Genomic DNA, 23,701 nt, shown 5'->3' on the forward strand with positions numbered 1-23,701 from the left:
AATTTACGCAATATTGGTTACATTTTTCTTTAGCTCTGTTTCTAAATTCTGTAACTCTGTATTTAACACTTTTCTATTTTGAGTACCCTCGTCATGGATACGTTTTACCTCACTCAGGGTTTCGATCAATGACTGGGTTGTTCTCTTTAAGGTATCAATGGACACAACGGTTTTCTCATTTTCGCGGGCAACATCGATACTGTTTTGTTTAAGCAGCTCGGCATTTTTTTGCAAAATGGTATTAGTTGTATCAGAGATCTTCTTCTGCATCTCCACATTGGCTTTTTGCCTTTGCAATGCAACTGCAATAGTAAGCTGATTTTTCCAAACCGGGATAGTGGTTGAAATAATTGACTGCGCTTTTTCTGCAATAGAAGTGTTATTGTTTTGCACAACCCTAATTTGCGCCAGCGATTGCATCATAATAAAACGTACCACTTTTAAATCGGCCATACGTTTATCAAGGCGATTCACAAAATCGCGCAGGTCGGCAATTTCATAGTCGTTATAGTCTGCCGGGCGGCCTTCCATTTCGGCCAGCTTTGCGCTTAGCTCGTTAAACTTTAACTGGCCCGAGATAATCAGCTCCTCCATTTGTTTAATGTAGCTTACATTGCTATCAAACATGGTTTGCAGCGAGCTATTATCTTTGATAGAGTTTACCCTGCCCGCTTTTATTTTATTGGTGATCTTGTCAATGTTATTTACAACCGTATCGTACTTGGCGAAAAGTTTTTCGGCATCAAACATCAGTTTTTTAATAAAAGGGATGTGTGCTAAAAAGCCTTTAATACCGGTTTGGTTAAGCTCGTCAACATCGATGTAGTTAAGCTCTGTAAGCAAATCGGTAATTAGACCTCCTACCTCGCCCGAATTATAGGTACGCACCGATGTTAAAAACTGGTTACTATACTTCTCCATCGAGTTTTGTACCTCGGTTCCGTAATTCAGGATCGAGTTAACATCCGATGGGTTGAGGTTTTTGCTCAACTCGGTATATTTCTTTTCATCCTCGGGTGTAATCAGGTTTAGATTAACGTTACCGTCTTTATCTAACTTTAATTGCGACGGGGTATTATTATTCTCCGGCACCGGGGTTAATTCGTTAGTATCAACTGGTGTAATATCCATAATTGGGTAAGTTTTAAAGGTATTGTTTGATGATCTGCAACACTGCTTTAATTAAGCATACTGCAGATTAATGATTTAAATATACAGATTATAAATATTGTTGGGTTACTGTTGCAACTGTGCCTTTCAGTTCTCTGTCTTTGGTAGGTTCGCCAATGGCATTAAATTTCCACTCGCCATTACGCTTATAGAAAACACCCATTACCATTGATACGTGGCCGGCAAAACCTGCACCATGTGCAATATCATACTTGGCAAACACCTCGTTTACTTGTGTGGGTGTGCCTTCATAAATACGGATAGATGCAAATGGTATTTTACCGAAATCCTGCCCACGGAAACTGTTAAGCACAAATGCCACATAATTGGTACTGTCGCTCAATTTAGAAAAATCTACAGTGATCACTTCGTTATCCAAACCATCATCGCCATCCAAGTCACCGGTCAAATCATCACCACTGTGTTTTACAGCAGCATTTTTTGATTTCAGGTTACCGAAGTAAATCACTTCTTCTAACTGTTTATCGGCACTGTACAATGCACAGCTGGCATCAAGGTCAACAGCTTCTTTGCCAGAACTTAGACCGAATAAGCCTTTCTTCTCAATAGCGCCCCAGTTTATGCCTACACAAATGTTTTGCAGCTTACTGCCGTTTGATTTTTCGAGGCTGATGCGCTGCCCTTTTTCCAGGTTAATAGCCATGGCTTAGTTGTATTTGGTTAAATAATCTTTCAGTCCGCCTTTCATACCTGCGCCAACGGCTTCAAATTTCCACTCGTTATTACGTTTGTAGATACGGCCGAATTCGACAGCTGTTTCGATCGAAAAATCTTCTTCCAGCTCATATTTCAATATGTCTGCATTGGTAGCAGCATCAAAAATACGGATGAATGAATTGCGTACCTGACCAAAATTCTGGCGGCGGGCTTCGGCTTCGTGAATGGTTACTACGATACAGATCTCAGTTGCGCGGCTGTCTATTTTAGACAGGTCCACTTTGATTTGCTCGTCATCGCCATCGCCTGCACCGGTAAGGTTATCACCAGTATGTTCTACAGCGCCATCAGGCGATGTTAAGTTGTTATAAAAAACGAAATGCTCATCTGACAGCATCTTCTTATTTTCGCCCAAAATGAATACCGATGCATCCAGATCGAAAGCCGAACCTGTTGATGAACTGTTGGTATCCCAGCCTAAGCCAATCACAAATTTAGGGGCATCTATAGCCTCGCGCTGGCCTTTTTGCAAATTAATTGCCATGTTGTTTTATTTTTTGCTTGTTAGAAAATAATAATTCTTTGATATAATTAAGGTTCAGGGCATAGCTATCCATGGTATGGTAACTATTGCCTAAAGCCATATTGTATAAATGATTAATGAAACCTTCGGTTTGGTTTTGCATAAAAATGCGGAAGCTGTTATGCTCGTAATTTAAGATGTATTTTACGATACGGGTATTGATGCAGAAGTGCCCGCTGTTAACAATAGCATCCAGATCGAATATCGATTTTACATCGTGGTAATTAAGGTAGTTTTCGATATTAGGGTGGATGTCGGTATTAACCAGCTCGGCAAAGTAAAGCATGTGGATATCATTATCCATGCCATACTGCGCTATCATTTTCGAGATCATCCTTTCGTGACTGCCCGTAATTTTAATATCATCCAGAAAAAGCAGTGTTTTATCTTCCAGGAAGTTGGCATCGATATGAAATGAATCATTGCCGATCAAACTCATGCGCTGCTCTGCATTGAGCTCGCCGTAATCTTCTTTATAAGTGATGGTGCGGTGTACTTTGGTTTCCTGCACTACGGGGTAGCCATGCCCGGCCAGCCATTTATTGAGCTGAAAAACAAAATAGTTTTTCATGGCAAAGGTGGCGGTTGGTATAAAAGCATAAGGGCTTGATATCACCACAATTTGCTGATGGATGGGCTGATGCGCCAATACCTCCTCAATAAAGCCATTAGCCAAATCGGTACCAAATGCAGCGGAAACCACATCATCGCCAAATTTAAAGCGGCTGTAATCACCGGCACTAAAACCAAAGCTGGTACTGCTTTTAATTTTATGCAGAGAATAGGTGTTGTGTTGCATTGGGTATCAAATTTGTAATTGATAAATGATTGGAGTTAATCAGCAAACTGTTTATACCAACAGCGTTTGCTCCATCAACATCTGCTTTAGGGTTGTCGCCTATGTGGATAATGTCGGTTAACTGAACATTTTTAAGTTCGAAAACACGGTCGATCATCAGCTTAAAAAAATCGGGGTTAGGCTTCGACATACCGGCTTCATCAGAGTAAAGCTGAAAATCGATATACTGATCAATATCCAACTCTTTCAGTACCTGGCGTAATGTTTCACCTTTTATAAAACCGGTGTTACTCAACAAACTTACAGAGCTACCCAGATCGTCTTTTATATAAGCAAGCGTACTGGCTGTATTATCACTGTATAAAACCGGTAGATGTTCAAATACCAGTTGATCCATTTCGGCACAAAGGGCGTTAATATCCACCTCATGCAACGGGAACTGGTTATCGTTCATAAGGCTGATTACCATTAAACACAGTTCATCGGCATCAATGTTTTTGCCTGTTTTTTCGTTGATGGCATTGCACATCAAATCAACCTGCCTAAAAACGGCTTCAACTTCGGCCAATGGTTTGTTCGCCTGGTTATAATGATCAAAAAAATACCGGCTCCTTTGTTTTTTGTATGAAGGATTTGATTTAATGAGCGTTAACCACAGATCGAACGAATAATGCTTATAGGCATGCATGGGGTTAAGCATTATTTATACTTCTCCAGTATATCAACAAAGCTATCGGTATGGTGCGGATCGCCAATGGCACGGAATTTCCAGGTACCATCCTTACGGTAAGCTTCGGCAAAAGTCATGGCGCACATACCATTGTATGATGAATTACCCGATAAACTATAACGCGCTATCTCGTGCCCCTTGCTATCTACAGCCCGTATAAACGCATTATCAACCATACCAAAGTGTTGGTTTTTTTGGCGTCCCTGGTAAATAGATACGATAAAAAGGATTTTATCATATTTAGGATCCAGCGCATCCAGTTTTACGATAATTTGCTCATCATCACCGTCACCTTCGCCGGTACGGTTATCGCCTGTAAGCCATATATTGCCCGATGGATGTTTTAATGAATTAAAGAAAATGATATCGCCCTCAAAGAAGTTGATGTGACGGCCATTGTTATTTACAGAGCGCCCCAGGTTAGCTACTTTGCCGTTGTTGTCCAACAAAAACGCAATAGCGTCCAGGTCATATTCTTCTTCTTTGCCGCCGCCGAACAGTTTACCTAAAAAACCGCCGCTTTGTTGCTTTACATCCCAACCCAGCCCAATTGTAACAGATGAAAGATCGTAGCTTTCGCCTTTATCATTTTTACGAAGGTCGATGGTTTGCCCTTTTACCAGGTTAATTGCCATAACGTATGCTTTTATTTATTATTTAATAATCTGTCCTTTAAAGTACTTTGAAAGAAAGAAAGCCAGGTCTTCGCGATACCCTACTCCCGATGCTTCAAATTTCCATTTACCGTCACGTTTGTATAAACGCCCAAACTCCACTCCGGTTTCGATAGAGAAATCTTCGCCCAGTTCATACTTGGCAATTTCAGTTCCGGTGTTATCATCAACTAAACGGATGTAAGAGTCCCTCACCTGTCCGTAATTTTGGCGGCGCGTGTTAGCTTCGTGAATGGTAACTACAAATAAAATTTCTGTAATGCGGTTATCAACCTTGGTAAGGTCAACCGTAATGGTTTCGTCATCGCCGCCATCGCTGTTTCCGCCTGTTGGGTCATCACCTGTATGGTGCAGTGCGGTATCCGGAGAGTCTGTATTACCATAAAAAATGAAGAATTCTTCGGCGGGTATTACCCGGTTTGCATCAATCATAAATGCCGATGCGTCCAGGTCAAAGTCATAGCCGGTGCCCTCATTGGGGTTCCAGCCAAGTCCAACGCTTATTTTAGAAAGACCGATGTCAATGCGTTGGCCTTTTTGCAAATTTATAGCCATGTTGTTTTGCTATTTATTCTTTTAATTAAAACGCTAATTAGAGTAATATTCTGGATAATTATTACAGAAATCAACATTTTTAATTACTGAAAGACAAGATTTATTGATTGAAAGGTAAGCGATTTTTTTATTACGAACAACCTGGGCCAAATAATAATATTAAGCTATAAAATGTTGAAGGTAAAGATGTGGTAAGCTATTATAGAATTGTGCGGGGACAATAGAAGGTGTTAGACACTACACAACGTTGTATGTGGATTGCCCCGGTAGAGAATTAATGGGAAAATCCTCTTGTATCACTAGACGTGCATTCTAAAAGCAAACTACCTGTTGGCTATTGCTACCGACAGGCTGTAAAAAAACAAGCCGCATGTGCGGCTTGTTTTTATTTATATTACAGATTTAGCTTTGCTCAATCTGCTTTAAGCTGTCCATTTTTTTGTAGGCCAAAAATCCTTTGATATCCTCAAAATGTTCGCGGACGCGTTTATTACCAAACTCAAATACTTTTTGCACCAGGCCATCCAGGAAGTCCCGGTCGTGCGATACTAAAATCAATGTTCCATCAAAATCCCTCAGGGCATCTTTGATAATATCCTTAGTTTTCATATCCAAATGATTGGTTGGCTCATCGAGGATCAATACGTTTACAGGCTCCAACAGCAGTTTGATCATAGCCAAGCGCGTTTTCTCGCCCCCCGAAAGCACTTTTACCTTTTTAGTAGTATCATCACCACTGAACATAAATGCACCCAGAAGATCCTTAATTTTTACGGTGCCGTCAGTTAAAGGGATCTGGTCAATGGTATCAAATACAGTTAAATTTTCATCTAACAAAGCCGCTTGGTTTTGGGCAAAGTACCCTATTTTGGCATTGTGGCCTACCTTTAAAGTCCCTTCAAAATCAATCTCACCCATTATGGCTTTGATCATGGTTGATTTACCTTCGCCGTTTTTACCAACAAAGGCAACTTTTTCACCACGCTCAATCACCATCGCAGCTTTTTCGAACACCACATGGTCACCATACGTTTTTGTCAGGTCTTCAACCATTACCGGGTATTGACCAGAACGTGGTGATGGCGGAAATTTCAAGCGTAATGCCGAAGTATCCACTTCATCGATCTCAATAACCTCGAGCTTTTCGAGCATTTTTACACGCGATTGTACCTGCAATGTTTTAGAGTATGTACCTCTAAAACGGTCTATAAATTCCTGGTTATCGGCAATAAAACGCTGTTGTTCTTCGTAGGCTTTTAACTGGTGTACCCTGCGCTCAGCACGCAACTGTAGGTAATGGGTGTATTTTGCTTTATAATCGTAGATCCGGCCCATGGTAACCTCAATGGTACGGTTTGTAATATTATCCACAAAAGTACGGTCGTGCGAGATCACCATAACTGCCTTTGCCGAGTTGATCAGGAAGTCTTCCAGCCATTGGATACTCTCGATATCCATGTGGTTGGTAGGCTCATCTAATAAGATCAGATCCGGTTTCTTTAACAAAATTTTAGCCAACTCGATCCGCATGCGCCAGCCGCCCGAAAACTCGGAAGTTTGGCGGTTAAAATCTGTGCGCTCAAAACCTAAGCCTTTCAGCACTTTTTCTACTTCTGCATCGTAATTAACTTCCTCCTGTGAGTAAAACTTTTCGCTTAATTCCGACACACGCTCAATCAGCTTCATGTAATCATCGCTATCGTAATCGGTGCGGGTATTGAGTTGCTCATTCACCTCTTCGAGCTCCTTTTGCATTTGGTTGGCCTCGTGGAAAGCTTTCATCGTTTCTTCAAAAACGGTAACGTTATCCTGGGTAAGCAAATGTTGTGGCAGGTAAGCTATTACCGCATCCTTTGGTCCGGTTACGTTACCTGTAGTCGGTTTGGCCGCCCCGGCAATAATTTTAAGGATGGTCGATTTACCTGCACCATTTTTACCCATCAGAGCGATCTTATCGTTCTCGTTTATAGAGAAGGTTACGTCACTGAACAAGGTAGTTCCGCCAAATGAAACGGAAATGTTATTTACATTAATCACTGTATGCTAATATTGAATTGCCGCAAAGATACGGGAAAGACGTAGAATTATGGCAGGCGTATAACGAGATGCTGCAAGCCACATCTCATTTAATAACCACATCAGTAAAAAGTATACAACATCCCTGAATTCGTGTTAACTGCTGCCTCATTTTTAGGCGCACCTTTGGTTATCATTTAAAATCAAAAACAATGAAAACCATTTTAATAACAGGAGCCAGTAGCGGCATAGGTAAAGAAACCGCCAAATTATTTCAATCTAAAAACTGGAACGTTATTGCAACCATGCGTAACCCAGATACCGAAACAGAATTAAAGGGACTGGATAATGTGTTGGTTACCAAAATTGATGTGCTCGACCCGGTATCTATCAATAATGCAGTAAATGAAGGCATTGCCAAATTTGGCAGTATAGATGTTTTACTGAACAATGCCGGTTACGGCGCTTACGGCATCCTCGAATCTTTTTCGAGGGAACAAATCATCCGCCAGTTTGATACCAACGTAATTGGTTTGTTGGATGTAACCAAAGCTTTACTACCGCATTTCCGTAATAACAAAAGCGGTATTATTATTAATGTTTCTTCTATTGGCGGCAAAATGGCCTTCCCTTTAGGAACACTGTATCATGGGACCAAATTTGCGGTAGAGGGTATTTCAGAATCATTGAGCTACGAGGTAGAACAATTTGGCGGACAGGTAAAGATAGTTGAACCAGGTGCTATAGCTACCGAGTTTACAGGCCGTTCGATGGACTTTAGCAACGATGAAAGTATAGCAGAATACCAGCCGATTGTTGGTAAAGTATTGGCAGCTGTAGAAACTATGTTTAGCCAGGCGTCTCCGGCCAGTGTTGTGGCAGGTGTAATTTATGAGGCTGCAACCGACGGCAAAAATCAATTACGTTACACAGCTGGTGAGGATGCGAAAGCAGTTATAGCGCAACGCCAGCAGTTAGATGATGCCAACTTTATCGGTGGCATGAAAGCACAATTCGGATTATAATTTTACTGATTATTTTAAGCCTCATTGCCCTGCAATGAGGCTATATTTGTTTCTGTATGAGCACATTCATTCACATGCGTACCATTCCAGACCTGTTCAGGTTTTTCAAGCTCGATCAGCCTGTGCTGCACCCGCTCATTGCCGTGGTTGATTTTAGCCAGGTAAAAGAAGAGATCACAGAGGACACAAAAGTATCGGCTGATTTCTACACGCTAATTTTTAAGAATTATAACCGTAATAATATTAAGTACGGCCGTAAGCTGGTTGATTTTACCGATGGCAGTTTAATTTGCATGTCGCCCAACCAGGTGCTGGAAATGGATAACGATACAGAATCATCCCCTCAGATGTCGGGCTGGGGGCTTTTCTTTCATCCGGACCTGATCCGTAGCACTTCGCTGAATGATAAGATGAAGGATTACAGCTTTCTCAGCTACGAAATCTCGGAAGCGCTCCATCTATCCGAAAAAGAAAGACAGATTTTAACAGACTGTGTGCAAAACATTCACACCGAACTGCAGGAAAATATTGATGTGCATAGCCAGTCTATCATTGTATCTGGTGTAGAAATGCTTCTTAATTACTGCTCCCGTTTTTATGGCCGGCAGTTTATAACCCGCAAAAACTCCAACAATACCGTTGTTGTACAAATTGAAAAACTGCTGACTGAGTATTTTAGAACAAGCGACATCAGTGAACGCGGCTTGCCGAGTGTAAAATACCTGGCCGAACATGTATACTTATCGCCTAATTATTTAAGCGATTTGTTGAAGAAAGAAACAGGTAAAAGCGCGCAGGATCATATCCATTATTATCTGATTGAAGAGGCTAAAAATATATTACTGAGCAGTAACCGTTCCGTTGGCGAAATTGCTTATTCCCTGGGTTTTGAATATCCCCAGTACTTCAACAAACTGTTTAAACAAAAAACCGGGAAAACGCCCATTGAGTTTAGAAACATGAATTAAATATATCGTGATGAAAAAGCCAATGCCCTACGATTTTTTACTGGATTACCTGCCTGCAACGGTATTCATTAAATCGGCTATCGGTATGTATTATATTTATTTTGAAGGCAAGATCGTGCTGATCTTCCGGAAGGTCAACAAAAACCCGCAGCATAATGGTTTATGGATTGCCACGGTAAAGGAACATCACGCCAGCCTTAAAGCAGCCATCCTGGCTATTACCGATTTTGTGTTTGATGAAGGCGAAAATTTTGAACCCGCCTGGTTGCAGCTTCGCGACGGGCATGATGATTTCGAGGAAGCCGCAATCCAGATCTGTGAACTGATTTCGCAAAGAGACAAAAGGATTGGAAAAGCGACGAAGAAGGCCGCTCAATTTACCAGATTAAACTTAGATTCATAATCAGATACAAATAATTAAACACGCGCCTTCCTATATGGAGGCACGTGTTTAAAAATAAAAAGGCATTAAGCCAATAGTTTACCTATTACAAAGAGCGCAATCCGCCATCTAATAACAGCTCTGCACCTACCATGTAGGCAGATTCTTCCGAAGCGAGATATAGTGCACCTGCGGCAATTTCATCTACGCTGCCCAATCTTTTAATCGGGGTAAAGTTGGCCATATTGGCTTTAAAAGCATCGGCTTCTTCTTTGGTTGAAACTACCTGCTTAAACACATCAGTATCAATAGGGCCGGGAGTTAATACGTTTACACGGATACCTCTTGGCAATAATTCGGTAGCAAAGCTTCTGCCCAATGAGCGGATGGCTGCTTTAGTTGCTGCATACGAAGCGTGGTTAGGCACACCTTTCTCATTCACTACTGATGATAGCAGGATAACAGAAGCGCCATCATTTAAATAAGGTAAAGCTTTTTGTACGGTGAAGAAAGTACCTTTAAAGTTTACATTGTTTTGCCTGTCGAACATTTCTTCGGTAAAATCTGCTAACGGGGCCAATACATAGATTGCCGCATTGGCAACCAGGATATCTACCTTACCCAGTTTTTCCTGCACGGTTGTGTATAAGCGTTCAAGATCTGTAAGGCTAGCCGAATCACTGTGTACGCCGATGGCACCGTTGCCAATTTCTTCAACTGCCTTATTTAAGTTTTCGGCATTACGGCCGGTAATGGCCACTTTTGCGCCCTGGGCGGCAAATAATTTTGCTGTTGCTAATCCTATACCTGCACTGCCGCCGGTAATAACGGCAACTTTGTTTGCTAATTTTGAGTTCATGATTTTCTTAAATTTTGATACCTCAAAGTTGGGCTAACTTCAGCCAAAAAAAGTTGACCTGGTTTACAAAATCAAGTGAAACCAGTTTAACTTTTTGCCTGTTTTTTGCGCAGGCGAGAAAGGAATTGGGTGGTCATGCCGAGGTAGGAAGCCAGTGCATATTGCGGAATACGCTGCGATACTTTGGGGTATTGCTGCATAAATTTATCGTACCGCTGCCCGGCGCTTAATGTAAGGTTATTGATAACCCGCCGTTGTTGAAAGGCTGCCGTGCGCTCGGCTGTGATGAGGCAAAACTCTGCGTATTTGGGTAAAACTCCTTTAAGCCTGGTTTCGCTTTCATGATCAATCTGTAGCACAATGCTATCCTCCAGAGCCACCACAAACATGGTAGCCGGTTGTTGAAATATGTAGCTGTTATAATCAGAGATCCACCAGTCTTCTATACCAAACTGTATCGTGTGCTCCTCCCCGTCTTCGCCAATTACATAGGCACGGAAAGCTCCTTCAATAACGTAACTGCGGTATTTCGCCACAAAATCGGGTTGTACTACAAATTGCTTTTTCTTGTACTTTTTGAGTGTAAAATAGGGCAGCAGTAATTCGGCCTCTTCCGGGTTAAGCCTTACTCTTTGTTGTATATGGTTGATGAGAAGTTCTGCAGGCGTCATTCCGGATAAATTATCGGCTGCAATATAAACGTTTTCAAAATCAGGGCGAAAATTAACCTGTTGTACAACATTCTAAAAATAACCATTCATTTTATTATCTTGGTTTCCAAATCCTTACACAAATGGAAGTGCATTATCACCCCGAAGAACATCATAAACACAGAAAAAAATTTAAAGAATACCTGAAAGAAGGCCTAATGATCTTTGTTGCCGTATTTATGGGCTTTATTGCCGAAAACATTCGCGAACATATTACCGACCGCATAAAAGAGAAAGAGTATGCCGCCAGTTTGGTTAGGGACTTACAGCAAGATTCAATTAAACTTAGTGAAGTAATTGCGGAACAGAAGCTATTAGATAAAGGCAAAGATTCGCTGATCGCCGTACTTTCTGACAGTACGTCTTCCCCCAATTTTACTGATAATGCTTACCGGCTTTTCTTCAAATACGGTACTTCTATAGCGGTATTTAATTCGACTGACCGCACCATGTCGCAATTATTGAGTACGGGTAATTTAAGGTTGATTGAAAAGCAGGAAGTAGCCAATAAAATTTCTGACTATTACGATAGGGTAAAAGATGCCGGTACCCAGGTGGCCTTAAACAATACCTCGGCCGACGATTGCTTTCAGTACGCACAAAACCTTTTTATATTTCAGTATGGGCTAAAACCTAAAACACCCAACAAGCAATTAATAACCCGCGACCACGATACCATGGTTAAATACATTAATAAACTAACGCAAATGAAAATTGCCGAACAGTTTTATGTATTGAACGATTTGAAACAGGTGAATAAATCATGCATCGAATTAATTAAGCTTTTAAAAACTGAATATCATATATCCTGATTTACAGGCATCTCCCAAAACATAAAAGGCTTAGATCAAAAATCTAAGCCTTTTGTTGTATAAACGTAAAAAGCCCCCGCTTGCGCGGGGGACTTCTTAACTAAACAATCTAACAAACACTAACTATTGCTTATCCCACCATACGCGCGAAGTAAGTACATCGCCGCCTGGTACAGCATTGTGCGCTGCGTTATAGTTGGCCGTATTAGTACCGGCCTCAATAATTGGATATGGGAACCTGCGTGGTATAGTACCATTGGTTGAGTTACCCGGGTAAACAACCGGTGTTAAAGCCGGGTAACCAGAGCGGCGCCAGTTAGCCCATGATTCATAAAAATCTAACATGGTGTTGGTTAACAACCAGTATTGGGTGTTAATTTGGTTTAAACCATCAGCCGCATTGTATGGGTGTGCGGTTACATAAGTTTCTGCGGTAGCATCACTCACGGTAGCTGTTGGGTCATACTGGCTTAAGTAGGTAATAGCCGCCTTTACACCATCATGGTAGTGTTGTGATGCGCTACCTGCAACGCCAAAACGCTGTGCAGCATCTGCCAGTAATAACTCAGACTCGGCATAAGTTAATACGAAGGTTGGGCCATTACGTTTAATCAAGGCCGGAGCCGGTGATGAGTAATCTGTAAACGTGGTAAAGCTTGGGTCGCTATAGATCGAGATACCAGCTGTTGCACTCAGATCCTTACCGTTAGGCATACCTTTTTGTACCGCAGGGCTTGCATTTGCTGCAGGGTTCTGGGTTTTGGTACCGTCTGTAAGGTATAATTGCGTAACGGCAACCGCGCCTAAACGAGGGTCGTTAGTAGCTTTAAGCTGATCGATAAAGGTTTTTGACCAACGTACATAAAAATTCTCCTGGCCACCATCGCCTAATAAAATCTGGCTATTGCGGTTTTGAGTAGTACGGCCACCTGTAATATCACCTAATAAGTAAGCATTATCAGCATTGCTTGCCATGGTATTGCCTACCGCCTTTTGCACATAAGTTTGTGCGGTAGCAGGATCAACTTTACTTAAACGCATAGCTATACGTAACAGCAAAGTATTACCAAAACGTTTCCATTTAGTGATATCGCCTTTGTAGTAGCTATCGCCAGTCGGTTTATCACCGGCAGGGTCTAATTGCGAAGTTGCGTCGCTTACTTCTTTTAACAGGTCGGTATAAATATCCTGTTGCTTATCGTATTTAGGGAAGTAGTTTTTATCGTAATAGCCTAAACCAGCTTCAGAGTAAGGGCAATCGCCATACAGGTCGGTAATACGCTCAAAGATCAGGGCTTTCATAATACGGGCAATATTGTGCAGGTTTTTGTATTGCGCCTTGCCTGTGGTTGATTGTACCACATCAACAATTGGCCTTACCTGCTCTGGGTATGCACCGTCTCCACCGGTTGGAGTACTGGTGGCAAAGCCCCAGTAAGCTGCGGTATAACCGGCATTCAGTATATACTTATCACCTGCCCAATAGCCAATTACGGTAGATAAACCCTGCATCATGGTTGAGCAATAGATCAGGTTTCCGCGCCAGGTATCATAGGCAAAATCCATACTGCCCGAGTAACCTAACTGTGCACTGGTTAATAAATAATTTGGATCGAAGTTGGCCTGGTTATAGGTAGCCGGGTTAGTATTAATGGTATCAAAATCCTTTCTGCAGCCCGAACTTATAAACAATCCCGCCAGCATAACTGCAGCGGCATATTTGTATGTCTTTTTCATCTTAGTAAGATTAATCGTTAATAGAATTATAATTTAACACTCAGGTTTAAGCCGTAAGTTCTGGTTGGGGGCACGCCGCCCAATTCTAAACCAGCTGCATTAGGGCTGTAATCTGCTTCAGGATCAATGTTGTCTGTTTTCTTGTGGATGTAAAACAAGTTGCGGCCAACTAAACTAAGTGTAGCGCCTTTAATTACATTGTTAAACATTTTAGCAGGGAAGCTATATCCGAAAGTGATCTGACGGAATTTGATGAAGCTGGCATCCTGCACAAACAAGCTCGAAACGTTATTGGCCAAAGTAGTGTAGTAGTTAGCAGCGCCCTGCCCTAAAGCATCGCGGTTAACTAAAGTGGCCTGGTGTAAACCTAATACATAACCATAGTAATCTGTTGCAGAGAAGATCTTGCCACCAAATTTACCATCGATTAAAGTTGTTAAAGAGAATCTTTTGTAAGCGAATTCGTTGCTCCAGCCCGCAGTCCATTTGCCATAAGCAGAACCGTAAGGCTTAAGGTCGCCCTGAACCGGGATGTTGTTGGCATCAACAACTATTTTACCTGATGCATCGCGTTTATAATCAAACGCCATGATCTGGTTTGCAGGTAAGCCTACAATATCTTCGGTAAAACCATTCCCTGTACGTGAGGTACCACCCGGCAATGAAGTTTGGCCGGCAGCTAATGAAACAACTTTGTTGTTATTCATTGATCCGTTTAGGGAAGTAGTCCAGCGGAAATTAGTAGTTTTAAAAGGAGTACCTGATATCAACATCTCCAAACCACGGTTTTGTAACTGGCCGATGTTAAGGATAGCGCCACCGTAACCAGATGTTACAGATGCAGGTGCGCTCAGGATCTCGTCTTTTGATTTTTTATCGTACCAGGTAAGGTCTAAACTTAAACGGTCTTTAAAGAAACGCAGCTCTGTACCAATTTCAAGCTCTGTTGCTATTGAAGCAATTAAACTGCTGTTTGGCACGTTAAGGTTTGCAATTAAGCCCAGCGGCGAACCATTAAGCGATGCATTATTAAAGTTATAAGCTAATTGGGTTTGGTATGGCGTAGTAGCCTGGCCAACCTGTGCATAACCCGCACGTAATTTACCGAAGCTTAACCAGGTTGGGTGCCACAGTTCAGAGAAAACGAACGAGCCGTTTACACCACCGTAAGATTTATCTAATGCATTTTTAGTACCCGGCGTTGCAAGTGTAGAGTACCAGTCGGTACGGAATGAACCTGTTAAATATAAATAGCTTTTGTAATCAGCCTCTAAAGTACCGTAAGCAGATTCAACCTCCTGATCAGATGGAAGATATTGCGTAGTAGCTTCCTGACCAACGTTGGCAATATTGTATACGTAAGGCACAATAAAGTTGCTGCCGGCCATACCAAAAAACTCCTGCTTGGTTCTTCTGTAGCTACCGCCAATATTAGGTGTGATAGCAAAATCACTTATTTTAAAAGTTTTTCCGAACAATACGTCTGTGTTGATGTCAGAAAAATTGGTGGTATTTTCTGTTATCGAACCCAATGGGCGGTAAGCAGTACCTGTTGGCACAACGCCGGTATAGCGATCGTTATAAGCATCGCGGCCAGCACGGCCTTGTATAAAGTAACCGCTGTTAAAGTTATAGCGTAAAGTTGCTGATGAAATTAAACGCTCGCGGTTGGTATTGTTAACAAAATTGTTGGCCGCAAAGTATGGGTTTGTAGCGTAAGCATTTGCAGAATAAGCATATTCGCTGCCATCGGCATTGGTTGCTTTTGCTAAAGTGCGTACATCAACACTGGTAGGTAACAGGGTTACGTTGTAGTTAGAGTTACCCGGACCATCACTTAAAAACGGCCTGTTGTGCGCCTGCTCTAAAATGTAGTTGTTTCTTACATCCAGGGTCAGGTTTTTGGTAACGTTATAATTTGCTGCAAGGTTAAATGTTTGGCGGTTTAAACCAGAGTTTGGTGTAATTGCATCATTATGTAAATCACTTGCCGAAAAACGTACCGAACCACCATCGAAGCTTTTATTGAAAGCTAAGGTATTGGTTGCTGTACCACCTGTACGGTAAAAGTTACTAATGTTATTTTTTTGAGCGATATACGGTCGGGCTACGCCATCAAACTGAACTACGCTCGAGCCATCTAAACGTCCACCCCAGCTTGACTGGCCAGATTGAAATGCATCGTTTAAACTGGCAGGCTTAACCCCGTTAGCACCGTTACCGTAAACGTATTGCCAGTTGGTTTGGTCTATAACGGTTTCGGCTACATAGTTTGAGTTAAATTCGATACCACTGTCTTTACCGCTTTTGGTAGTAATTAAAATTACACCGGCTTTACCACGGTAACCATATAATGCAGATGCCGCAGCACCTTTTAGTACAGACATGGTTTCAATATCATCAGGGTTAATGTTACCGATGGCATCACCCAAATCTGGTTGGTTATCATACTGGTTACCCATTGCAGAGTTGGGGTTGTTTTCCATCGGCACGCCGTTAACCACATATAATGGCTGGTTGGTTTGCGATAAGCTTGAAATACCACGTATAATAACATTTGATGACGAACCCGGCCCACCCGCTGTTGGGGTAACGTTTAAACCGGCTACTTTACCCTCTAACGAGTTAATTACGTTAGGTTCGCGGGCCTGGGTTAACTCGTCGCCTTTTACTTCGGTAACAGAATAACCTAAAGCTTTTCTTTCTTTTTTAACACCCAGCGCGGTTACAACAACTTCGCCAAGCTCTTTCGAATTTTCATTCAGCAATATTGTTAATGATGCCGGTGAAGCAATGGTTACTTCTTTAGGCAAATAACCTAAATAGCTAAAAACCAATACATCGCCAACGTTGGCATCAATAGCAAACTTTCCGTTCACATCTGTTTGGGTACCTTTTGATGTACCCTTTACCGTAACGGTTACGCCAATAAGCACCTGGCCATTGGCATCTCTTACCATACCGCCAATTTTAAGGGCAGCACTGCTGGTATTTGCAGTAGCAGTTGGCGCTAGTTGAGGAATATCGGCCAAGTTTTGTGCTACGCCGATGTAATTGCCTACTACTTTAAACTGTAGCTGGGTTTTATTTTGTAATTGGGTTAATACAGCCGGAAGCTGCTCATTTTTAATATGAAGAGTTAATGCTGGCAGTGTATTGATCACTTGTTCATCGTAAACAAATGTCACCTTTGCCTGTTGTTCAATACGTTTAAAAACTTGTTTTACACTCGCTTTTGTAACGTTTAAATTCATCTCCTGGGCACGGGTTCCGGTAGCCATCAGCAGTGAAGTACAACACATTTGTATGCCAATAATTATTGTAGAAATGCGCATGCATTTTCGGACTATAGGCAGTGTTTTGCCGTAAAAATTATTCATGTTTAATGGGTTTAATGTCATAGTTTAACTAAGCCGGATGCATTATGGGTCTCAAGCATTTTGCAATGGCTAATCTTATTGCCGGGAATATTCGCAGTATCCCCTACCTCCTGCCTTAGCTGCTAAAACAGGATAATTATTTTACTACTACTGTACTATCATTGGCAATCTGATATTTAAAGTGTTTGGTGAAGCTTAGTATTTCCATTATTGTATCTAAATGCTGGTTACCTAATTTGATAGATATCCGTTCATTCAGTAATTCTTTATTTTCTACTGTTATTTTGGTATTGTATTCTTTCTCGAGCGCATTAAATACATTGGCCAGGCTCTCCTGCTCAAATACGAAACTGTTTTTACACCACGCATTTACCATAGCCTCATGCACAGGCTCCTTAATTAACTGATTGGTGATGTTGCTTAATACTATCTGCTGTTGGGGCAGTAACATCAGCACATCTTTACTTCTGTTAGTTAATGAAACCCCAACTTTGCCTGTAACCACACTTACCCGTGTTTGGCCATCCTTCTTATAATTGCTTACATCAAATGATGTACCTAGCACGGTAATGTTTACACGGCGGGTTTTTACAATAAAAGGATGTTTATCATCATGGCGGATATCAAAAAACGCCCGGCCATCTACCAGTTCTACCATGCGGGTTTTACCCGAAAAGCTTTTAGGGTATTTAAAAATAGATCCCACGTTAAGCCATACCCGCGACCCATCTGGTAGTGTGACATGCAGTACCCGGTTAGCGGGTACATTTACTACTTGCTTTTCAACCTCTTTAACGGCTACTTTACCGGCAGGCCATATACAATAACAAACGATGGCTAAAACCGCAGCAACATAAGCAACACGCAGCCATAGTTGCTTCACATTATACTTTGGGTTGATAACTGCCGCAGGCGCCGCACTTTCCTGCATTCTTTGCCGGATATTTTCAAATATCCGCCGCTTTATTTCGGCTTCTGTTTCATTTGTATCTACTTCTTCAGCATCGCCGGCATAAATGGCTTCATACCATTGGTTAATCCGCTCCTTTTCTTCGGCAGATGCTGTACCATTTAGATACTTTTTTGCTAATAACTTCAGTTCGTTAAGTCCCATCGAAAGTATTTGTACCCTATTTAGCATATAGAGTATACTTTACAGCAAATACCCTTAATATTACCCGATATTTTTTCAAATACTTCTAACAGGAGTAACCTACAAGTACAAAACACTCAATAAAAGCAACTATTGATTAAAAATAGCATTAAAAAACATAGAAATACTTATGAAAATTGAACAAACAAAAGTAAATCATCGATAATTTCATATTTATTCAACAAAAGCAACCTTAAATAGTAAACTAAAAGCCGTGATTACTTTCACGTGATTGACAATTTATCCGTCTACTTTTCCCAATCACCTCGCTTTAGGGTAACTTTTCTGATTTTTGAAAAAAATTGATCGCGATATTTTAGCCCTATAGGTAAGGCCGTAACGGGTTGGCTATGGAGTATCACATGGCCAGATTCGATGGTTTTGATCTTGGCATCATTTACCAGATATGATTTATGAATGCGCGAGAATTTATCGGCTGGCAAAAACTGCTCAACCTCTTTCATGGTTAAATAAGTAACAAGCTTATCGCTCTGGTGATAAATAATAACATAGTTGTTAAGACTTTGCACATAGAATAGCTCTTCCATGTTAATCTTAATCATCTTTTTATTATCTCCCTGTATGTAAAAGAAATTTTTTGAGGCGTCCTTTTTCTTTCCGGCAGCATCGGCTACTTTTTGCGCCACCCGATCGCAGCAGGTAACAAACCGCGAATAAGAGATCGGCTTAAGCAAATAATCGGCAATATCCCGGTTATAGCCCTCTACAGCATATTCTGCATGGCCGGTGGTAAAAACAATATGTATTTTTTGGCCAAGCAATTTCATAAATTCCAGACCGGATATTTCGGGCATATCAATATCCAGGAACAAGACATCAGGAGTTAGCTCGGTTATTTTCCTCAGTGCTTCCAAAGGATTAGTTTCCGATCCGGCTAATTCAATCCCAGATGTCCGTTCAATGTAGTCTGTTAATAATTCAATCGCATGTGCCTCATCATCCAGTATAAAGCTTTTCAGCATGGGGACATTTGTATGTCAAGTTCTACAGTATAAATATTCTCTGTAGTGGCAATATCAAGCCTGTGTCTATCAGCAAAAATATTATTAAGTCTCAATTTCGTATTTTCCAAGCCAACGCCATAACCTTCTGTTCCCTTACGTTTTTGAATTACATTTTTACTACGGAATTGCAGAACCCCATCCGCCTCTTTTATGCTTACAACAGCAGGTGTTTCGGGGTCATTCAATTTACCATATTTAAATATATTTTCAACAAAACTAACTAATAATAATGGCGGTATAGTAAAAGATGGCGTAATAAGGCCTAATTCGAATTTTATTTGAAGTTCTCCGTTAAACCGTAACTGGTTAAGCTCAATCAAATTGCTGATCTGTTCAATTTCTTCATGAATAGGCATTTGGCCGTTTGCATCAGATTTACGGAGAGAATACCTGGTGATATCAGAAAGTAACATAACTGCCTCTGCGGCGCTGGCCGATACTTTATGAATAGTATTATAAACGAAATTTAATGAATTGAATAAAAAATGCGGATTAATCTGCGCCTTTAAAAAAGCGTTTTCAGAAACAATTATTTTCTTTTGAAGCTCGAGTTGTTCGTTCTTATCCTCTAATTGTTTTTGAATTAACACATCAATCTCTATTCTCGATTTCAGTAAATATCCCCCAAGCCAGTAACCGGTGCTTATTAGTATCATGTAAAAGGCTCTGTACGTACTTGTAACTATGAAAGAATTGGTACTTCTGACTGGCAGGGTGCTGATCTTCAATAAAGCCAGGAAATGGTCGAGCGAGTAAAGTAAAACGAGATATAAAACTATTTCAAGTATAATACCGGCAAGTAACGGTAGCTGTAATATTGATTTACTTTTATAGGCCTTTGGAAATAAAAAAAGCGAGTTACAATAAAACAGCCCAATATTTAGTAAGTAGTGGATAGCAATATCCAAAGGCGAAGTAAAATGAGGTATAATATAGTAAAGGGCTGATAATTCATAGGCTATAAATATTGCCCAAACTATAATATGAGCATATATTATTTTCGTTCGAGAATATACACCTCTCCCATTTTTAAGTTTACCTACCCCTGTCCCCATTTCACGTAATGTTTTTGTGTGCTATCGCTTATACCCCTAAAATTGATAAAAAAAACATGGAAATGAAAACCAATAACAAATTAGCTCCGAAAGTGAAAACATTATTTCATTTCGCGAAATCAAAACCAGGTAACAACGTAGCCCCAAGTGGAAACACTAACACTGTTGCTACTACTGTCTCAATTAGTTCGGTAGCCTACAATATCAACTAATTTTTTTAACGCCCCGGCTAAAATCACTTAGCCGGGGCGTTTTCTATCTTTCTTGTTAGCCTTCTTAAACTATTAGCTTTCATTTATTGTGCAAAACTTTACTTGCTTACCCGGTTTAATATTACGCACCCCCATCTACAGTTTTTGCGATTACAGGCCCGAAAAACTACCTTCATTATTAAAAGACCCATTTTTTATCGCAGCTATTTACCTGGCATCGCCCCAACTGCATAAAATTGTAGAAGATGCAAACTATGATATTCAATTCTTAAACAAAAGCCAGCAATTAAGCCTCTTAAAATACGCCAACCGGATGCATTATCGCCCCACTCCATTCGGCAGCTTTTCTGCTTTTTCTGTTACACAATGGGATGAATGCAATCAAATCCAATTAGCCGGCTTAACCGATTTAAAATTTCACGTAGAATGGGATCATGAGATTTCACTAAAGCTTTCATCTGCCCATAATATTGAAAAATGGGAAGATGAATTGCTATACGTTAACCATACGCTTTATGAAATAAAAGATGAATACCGGTACATGCGTACTCATTTTAACTTCGAAACGCGGATCATCAACTTCTCACTCGAAGCGCTTTATGCAGATCCTTTAATTAAAGAAGTACTTAGCCTTGTTGAACCAACAAAAACTACGCGGCAATTATTAGCAACACTTTGCGAACAACTTAATTTTAGACCCGACGAGGCCTATGATTATGTACTTTTTTTATTAGAAACACAGCTGCTTTTACCAGATTCGCATCCGAAGGTTTTGGGGGCGAGCACTACAGCGCCGGGCATTATCAACAAACCCGCTCTTGATCTGCCAGATCTGAAGAAAGCGAAAGCTGCTCAAAATATGCTTAATCATGTTTTTGAAAAAAACCATCTTACAGCCCCACAGCATACATTTTATGTTAATACTCAAAGGCTTGTTAGCGGCGGATTAAATCCGGCTATTCAAAACCAGCTGTCGCCGGTACTCGAAGTATTGAGCAAAATGCAAACACCACAAATACCTTCTGCATTAAAATTATTTATAGAAGCATTTAAAGCCCGGTACGATCAGGAAGAAGTTCCTTTATTAAATGCATTGGATCCCGAAAGCGGGATAGATTATGCAAACCTTGCCATAAAAAGTACAACTAATGAGCTATTGGCCGATCTTGATTTTTCATCAGCCGAACCTGTAAGCAATAACATTAGCTGGGTAGCTATGCACCAACTGTTACTTAGAAAGTGGAACAAACAAACAGCAAGTATCCCCGAAATTATTTTAGACCTCGATGAACCCGAAATACGTGAGCAAAATAAGACCACAATTAATATGCCCCCCTCTGTGGCAGTTATGTTTAGGGTGTTGGGCGATCAAATCCTGCTCGAATCTGCCGGTGGGGTAACGGGGTGTTCGCTTATCGGCCGTTTCGCCAATTTTGACCTGGAATTAAAAAGTATTGCACGCAAAATAACCTCTGCCGAACAGGCCATCAATCCAAATGTAGTTTTTGCGGAGATTGGTCAGCTTTCTGGTATGCATGTAGATAATATCAATAAACGCCCGCATTTGTACGATTATGAAATCCCGGTTAATACCATTTCATCCCTCCCTGCCAAAAATCAAATACAGTTAAAGGATCTTTATTTATCCGTTAAGGGAAACCGGCTTGTTATCAGGAATAAAAAATTAGGAAAAGAAATTATCCCACGATTAACATCGGCCTATAACTACACACACACCGATCTTGCACTATTTCGTTTCTTGTGCGATATGCAATACCAGGGAGTACAAAGTAATTTAGGGTTCAGTATCGATAGTTTTTTCCCTGGTCTCAGCGCCTATCCGCGTGTAAAAATAGGCAATGTTATTATCAGCCCGGCCAAATGGTTCTTAACTGAGCCTGAGATACAAAAGATAGGTAAATCGATGGGGGATTTTAATGAGATCCGCCAACAAAAATGTTGGCCACAATACATCGCCCTTACGCAGAACGACCAGCAACTGGTTTTCAATTTATCTATCGATGCCGATATAAGCTTGTTTCAATCCTGCATTCATACCCTAAAAAACTTACAAATACAGGAGTATTTTTTAAGCGATAAAACGGTAAAAAGCCATTACAATAAACCGGTTATTAACCAGTTTATAGCTTTTTACCTTAATAATAAACCATCATATAACCCTCTTTTACCTGGTGTTACCAACAATCAGCCAGATATCGAACGTAACTTTAGCTTAGGCAGCGAATGGATCTACCTAAAAATTTACTGCCATGAGCACTCTGCCAATAATTTATTTGGTAATGAATTGCTTAATTTCTTAAACAGGCCTGATCTCCATATCATTAAAAAATGGTTCTTTATACGTTATACAGATCCTAAGCCACATATCAGGCTGCGTATCCAGGCAGAAACCAAACACCTGGGCCTTATCTTAAAAAAACTTAATGACGCCTTAAAAGAGAATATTGAATACAATATAATACAGGGATACCAGGCCGATATATATCGCCGTGAAGTAGAACGTTACAGTTCATTATTAATGGATGAGGTTGAAACCGTGTTTTACTACAGCAGCAAACTGATATGCCGATACATTAAGCAACTAAACACCGTACCCAACACTTTCAGCTATTATAGCTTAGCCTTAGTAAGCTTCTATGATATCATTAACCTGTTTAGCGACTTTATACCTGATGAAATAACTTTTACAAACGCCATAGCAAAGAGTTTGTACAGCGAATTTTCGAACACTAAAAATTTACAGATCTCACTCGATCAAAAGTACCGGGGAATGAAGCTTGAGATAGAGCAGCTTTTAAACAATAACACTTTATATAACCAGTTAAAGCTGGATAAAGAATTCGATGAGTTTACAGATGCATGCATTATCTTAAAAAATAAAGCTTTAAATATAAACAACGATCAAAAGATAAGCCTGGTGGCCGATATCATCCACATGCATTTAAACCGGATATTTTTTGAGCAACAGCGTAAACAGGAACTTTGCATTTATCATATACTGCACAAATATTATACTGCCCAAAAAGCTAAAGCCAGGCAAAAAGAAACAACTTATGCTATTTAAGCATCATACTAAATACTGTGCCGAACTTTGAGAATACATGTTTCATTTATATATTGATGATATAACCCATACTGCCCTAACCATATCAGCAGT

21 protein-coding genes are annotated in these 23,701 nt (G+C 40.6%); 6 read left to right on the forward strand and 15 right to left on the reverse strand.

Going from position 1 to position 23,701, the window contains the following annotated elements:
• Positions 1-3: 3 nt before the first annotated feature.
• The 8 genes from PQO05_RS25350 to PQO05_RS25385 all read right to left on the reverse strand — a co-directional run bounded on the left by PQO05_RS25350 (position 4) and on the right by PQO05_RS25385 (position 7,226).
• On the reverse strand, positions 4-1,131 hold the full coding sequence (locus PQO05_RS25350) for a toxic anion resistance protein (protein ID WP_273630286.1): 1,128 nt from the start codon (positions 1,129-1,131) through the stop codon (positions 4-6).
• A gap of 88 nt (positions 1,132-1,219) precedes the next feature.
• The gene (locus PQO05_RS25355) at positions 1,220-1,834 is read right to left on the reverse strand and encodes a TerD family protein (protein WP_273630287.1); all 615 of its coding nucleotides are present in this window, start codon (positions 1,832-1,834) and stop codon (positions 1,220-1,222) included.
• A gap of 3 nt (positions 1,835-1,837) precedes the next feature.
• Positions 1,838-2,392 carry a TerD family protein gene (locus tag PQO05_RS25360; RefSeq protein ID WP_273630290.1) on the reverse strand — a complete coding sequence of 185 codons (555 nt, stop codon included), beginning with the start codon at positions 2,390-2,392 and terminating at the stop codon, positions 1,838-1,840.
• On the reverse strand, positions 2,382-3,230 hold the full coding sequence (locus tag PQO05_RS25365) for a phosphoribosyltransferase family protein (RefSeq protein ID WP_273630292.1): 849 nt from the start codon (positions 3,228-3,230) through the stop codon (positions 2,382-2,384). Before PQO05_RS25365 ends, PQO05_RS25360 begins: the two co-directional genes overlap by 11 nt.
• The gene (locus PQO05_RS25370; protein WP_273630293.1) at positions 3,202-3,930 is read right to left on the reverse strand and encodes an HAD family hydrolase; all 729 of its coding nucleotides are present in this window, start codon (positions 3,928-3,930) and stop codon (positions 3,202-3,204) included. Before PQO05_RS25370 ends, PQO05_RS25365 begins: the two co-directional genes overlap by 29 nt.
• Complete coding sequence (locus tag PQO05_RS25375; RefSeq protein WP_273630294.1) at positions 3,930-4,595, reverse strand: TerD family protein; 666 nt, start codon at positions 4,593-4,595, stop codon at positions 3,930-3,932. Before PQO05_RS25375 ends, PQO05_RS25370 begins: the two co-directional genes overlap by 1 nt.
• Before the next feature lie 18 nt (positions 4,596-4,613).
• Positions 4,614-5,189 carry a TerD family protein gene (locus PQO05_RS25380; RefSeq protein ID WP_273630295.1) on the reverse strand — a complete coding sequence of 192 codons (576 nt, stop codon included), beginning with the start codon at positions 5,187-5,189 and terminating at the stop codon, positions 4,614-4,616.
• Positions 5,190-5,591: 402 nt separating this feature from the next.
• A complete protein-coding gene (locus PQO05_RS25385; protein ID WP_273630296.1) occupies positions 5,592-7,226 on the reverse strand; it encodes an ABC-F family ATP-binding cassette domain-containing protein in 1,635 nt (544 codons plus the stop codon).
• A 191-nt stretch (positions 7,227-7,417) separates the two neighbouring features.
• On the opposite strand from PQO05_RS25385, the gene PQO05_RS25390 reads away from it, so the two are divergent.
• The 3 genes from PQO05_RS25390 to PQO05_RS25400 are packed head-to-tail and all read left to right on the forward strand — an operon-like array spanning position 7,418 to position 9,601.
• Positions 7,418-8,230 (forward strand): SDR family oxidoreductase, encoded by an 813-nt coding sequence (locus PQO05_RS25390; RefSeq protein ID WP_273630297.1) that lies wholly within the window; start codon positions 7,418-7,420, stop codon positions 8,228-8,230.
• Between the two features lie 56 nt (positions 8,231-8,286).
• Positions 8,287-9,198, forward strand: a complete 912-nt coding sequence (locus PQO05_RS25395) for a helix-turn-helix domain-containing protein (RefSeq protein WP_273630298.1) — start codon at positions 8,287-8,289, stop codon at positions 9,196-9,198.
• A gap of 10 nt (positions 9,199-9,208) precedes the next feature.
• A complete protein-coding gene (locus tag PQO05_RS25400; RefSeq protein WP_273630299.1) occupies positions 9,209-9,601 on the forward strand; it encodes a hypothetical protein in 393 nt (130 codons plus the stop codon).
• Positions 9,602-9,686: 85 nt separating this feature from the next.
• Here the strand turns inward: PQO05_RS25400 and PQO05_RS25405 are convergent, their stop codons facing one another.
• On the reverse strand, positions 9,687-10,439 hold the full coding sequence (locus tag PQO05_RS25405; RefSeq protein ID WP_273630302.1) for an SDR family oxidoreductase: 753 nt from the start codon (positions 10,437-10,439) through the stop codon (positions 9,687-9,689).
• 86 nt (positions 10,440-10,525) lie between these two features.
• On the reverse strand, positions 10,526-11,110 hold the full coding sequence (locus tag PQO05_RS25410) for a Crp/Fnr family transcriptional regulator (protein WP_273630304.1): 585 nt from the start codon (positions 11,108-11,110) through the stop codon (positions 10,526-10,528).
• A gap of 122 nt (positions 11,111-11,232) precedes the next feature.
• Here PQO05_RS25410 and PQO05_RS25415 point away from each other — a divergent pair, with 122 nt between their 5' ends.
• Entirely contained in the window at positions 11,233-11,961 is a 729-nt protein-coding gene (locus PQO05_RS25415; protein ID WP_273630307.1) for a hypothetical protein, read from the forward strand.
• Between the two features lie 123 nt (positions 11,962-12,084).
• Here PQO05_RS25415 and PQO05_RS25420 read toward each other — a convergent pair whose 3' ends face one another.
• From PQO05_RS25420 to PQO05_RS25440, 5 genes are all read right to left on the reverse strand, one after another.
• Positions 12,085-13,698, reverse strand: coding sequence for a SusD/RagB family nutrient-binding outer membrane lipoprotein (locus PQO05_RS25420; protein ID WP_273630309.1), 1,614 nt, complete (start codon positions 13,696-13,698; stop codon positions 12,085-12,087).
• 26 nt (positions 13,699-13,724) lie between these two features.
• Positions 13,725-17,078, reverse strand: a complete 3,354-nt coding sequence (locus PQO05_RS25425; RefSeq protein WP_273630311.1) for a SusC/RagA family TonB-linked outer membrane protein — start codon at positions 17,076-17,078, stop codon at positions 13,725-13,727.
• Positions 17,079-17,214: 136 nt separating this feature from the next.
• The gene (locus PQO05_RS25430; protein ID WP_273630313.1) at positions 17,215-18,192 is read right to left on the reverse strand and encodes a FecR family protein; all 978 of its coding nucleotides are present in this window, start codon (positions 18,190-18,192) and stop codon (positions 17,215-17,217) included.
• Positions 18,193-18,479: 287 nt separating this feature from the next.
• Positions 18,480-19,214 carry a LytR/AlgR family response regulator transcription factor gene (locus PQO05_RS25435; protein ID WP_273630315.1) on the reverse strand — a complete coding sequence of 245 codons (735 nt, stop codon included), beginning with the start codon at positions 19,212-19,214 and terminating at the stop codon, positions 18,480-18,482.
• Positions 19,208-20,311: a sensor histidine kinase gene (locus PQO05_RS25440; protein WP_273630317.1), complete on the reverse strand. Its 1,104-nt coding sequence runs from the start codon at positions 20,309-20,311 to the stop codon at positions 19,208-19,210. Before PQO05_RS25440 ends, PQO05_RS25435 begins: the two co-directional genes overlap by 7 nt.
• 62 nt (positions 20,312-20,373) lie before the next feature.
• On the opposite strand from PQO05_RS25440, the gene PQO05_RS25445 reads away from it, so the two are divergent.
• Both PQO05_RS25445 and PQO05_RS25450 read left to right on the forward strand, forming a co-directional pair.
• On the forward strand, positions 20,374-20,523 hold the full coding sequence (locus PQO05_RS25445; RefSeq protein ID WP_273630319.1) for a hypothetical protein: 150 nt from the start codon (positions 20,374-20,376) through the stop codon (positions 20,521-20,523).
• An 88-nt stretch (positions 20,524-20,611) separates the two neighbouring features.
• On the forward strand, positions 20,612-23,608 hold the full coding sequence (locus PQO05_RS25450) for a lantibiotic dehydratase (protein ID WP_273630321.1): 2,997 nt from the start codon (positions 20,612-20,614) through the stop codon (positions 23,606-23,608).
• The last annotated feature ends 93 nt before the right edge of the window (positions 23,609-23,701 follow it).

This window comes from Mucilaginibacter jinjuensis (genome assembly GCF_028596025.1).
In the GTDB taxonomy this organism is placed as follows: domain Bacteria; phylum Bacteroidota; class Bacteroidia; order Sphingobacteriales; family Sphingobacteriaceae; genus Mucilaginibacter; species Mucilaginibacter jinjuensis.

Coding starts and splice junctions, on each gene's coding strand:
- PQO05_RS25375 (WP_273630294.1), bottom strand. CDS start 4,595: ATGGCAATTAACCTGGTAAAAGGGCAAACCATCGACCTTCGTAAAAAT.
- PQO05_RS25430 (WP_273630313.1), bottom strand. CDS start 18,192: ATGGGACTTAACGAACTGAAGTTATTAGCAAAAAAGTATCTAAATGGT.
- PQO05_RS25380 (WP_273630295.1), bottom strand. CDS start 5,189: ATGGCTATAAATTTGCAAAAAGGCCAACGCATTGACATCGGTCTTTCT.
- PQO05_RS25425 (WP_273630311.1), bottom strand. CDS start 17,078: ATGAATAATTTTTACGGCAAAACACTGCCTATAGTCCGAAAATGCATG.
- PQO05_RS25350 (WP_273630286.1), bottom strand. CDS start 1,131: ATGGATATTACACCAGTTGATACTAACGAATTAACCCCGGTGCCGGAG.
- PQO05_RS25420 (WP_273630309.1), bottom strand. CDS start 13,698: ATGAAAAAGACATACAAATATGCCGCTGCAGTTATGCTGGCGGGATTG.
- PQO05_RS25395 (WP_273630298.1), top strand. CDS start 8,287: ATGAGCACATTCATTCACATGCGTACCATTCCAGACCTGTTCAGGTTT.
- PQO05_RS25400 (WP_273630299.1), top strand. CDS start 9,209: ATGAAAAAGCCAATGCCCTACGATTTTTTACTGGATTACCTGCCTGCA.
- PQO05_RS25405 (WP_273630302.1), bottom strand. CDS start 10,439: ATGAACTCAAAATTAGCAAACAAAGTTGCCGTTATTACCGGCGGCAGT.
- PQO05_RS25355 (WP_273630287.1), bottom strand. CDS start 1,834: ATGGCTATTAACCTGGAAAAAGGGCAGCGCATCAGCCTCGAAAAATCA.
- PQO05_RS25365 (WP_273630292.1), bottom strand. CDS start 3,230: ATGCAACACAACACCTATTCTCTGCATAAAATTAAAAGCAGTACCAGC.
- PQO05_RS25445 (WP_273630319.1), top strand. CDS start 20,374: ATGAAAACCAATAACAAATTAGCTCCGAAAGTGAAAACATTATTTCAT.
- PQO05_RS25440 (WP_273630317.1), bottom strand. CDS start 20,311: ATGGGGACAGGGGTAGGTAAACTTAAAAATGGGAGAGGTGTATATTCT.
- PQO05_RS25390 (WP_273630297.1), top strand. CDS start 7,418: ATGAAAACCATTTTAATAACAGGAGCCAGTAGCGGCATAGGTAAAGAA.
- PQO05_RS25370 (WP_273630293.1), bottom strand. CDS start 3,930: ATGCTTAACCCCATGCATGCCTATAAGCATTATTCGTTCGATCTGTGG.
- PQO05_RS25360 (WP_273630290.1), bottom strand. CDS start 2,392: ATGGCAATTAATTTGCAAAAAGGCCAGCGCGAGGCTATAGATGCCCCT.
- PQO05_RS25415 (WP_273630307.1), top strand. CDS start 11,233: ATGGAAGTGCATTATCACCCCGAAGAACATCATAAACACAGAAAAAAA.
- PQO05_RS25435 (WP_273630315.1), bottom strand. CDS start 19,214: ATGCTGAAAAGCTTTATACTGGATGATGAGGCACATGCGATTGAATTA.
- PQO05_RS25410 (WP_273630304.1), bottom strand. CDS start 11,110: ATGACGCCTGCAGAACTTCTCATCAACCATATACAACAAAGAGTAAGG.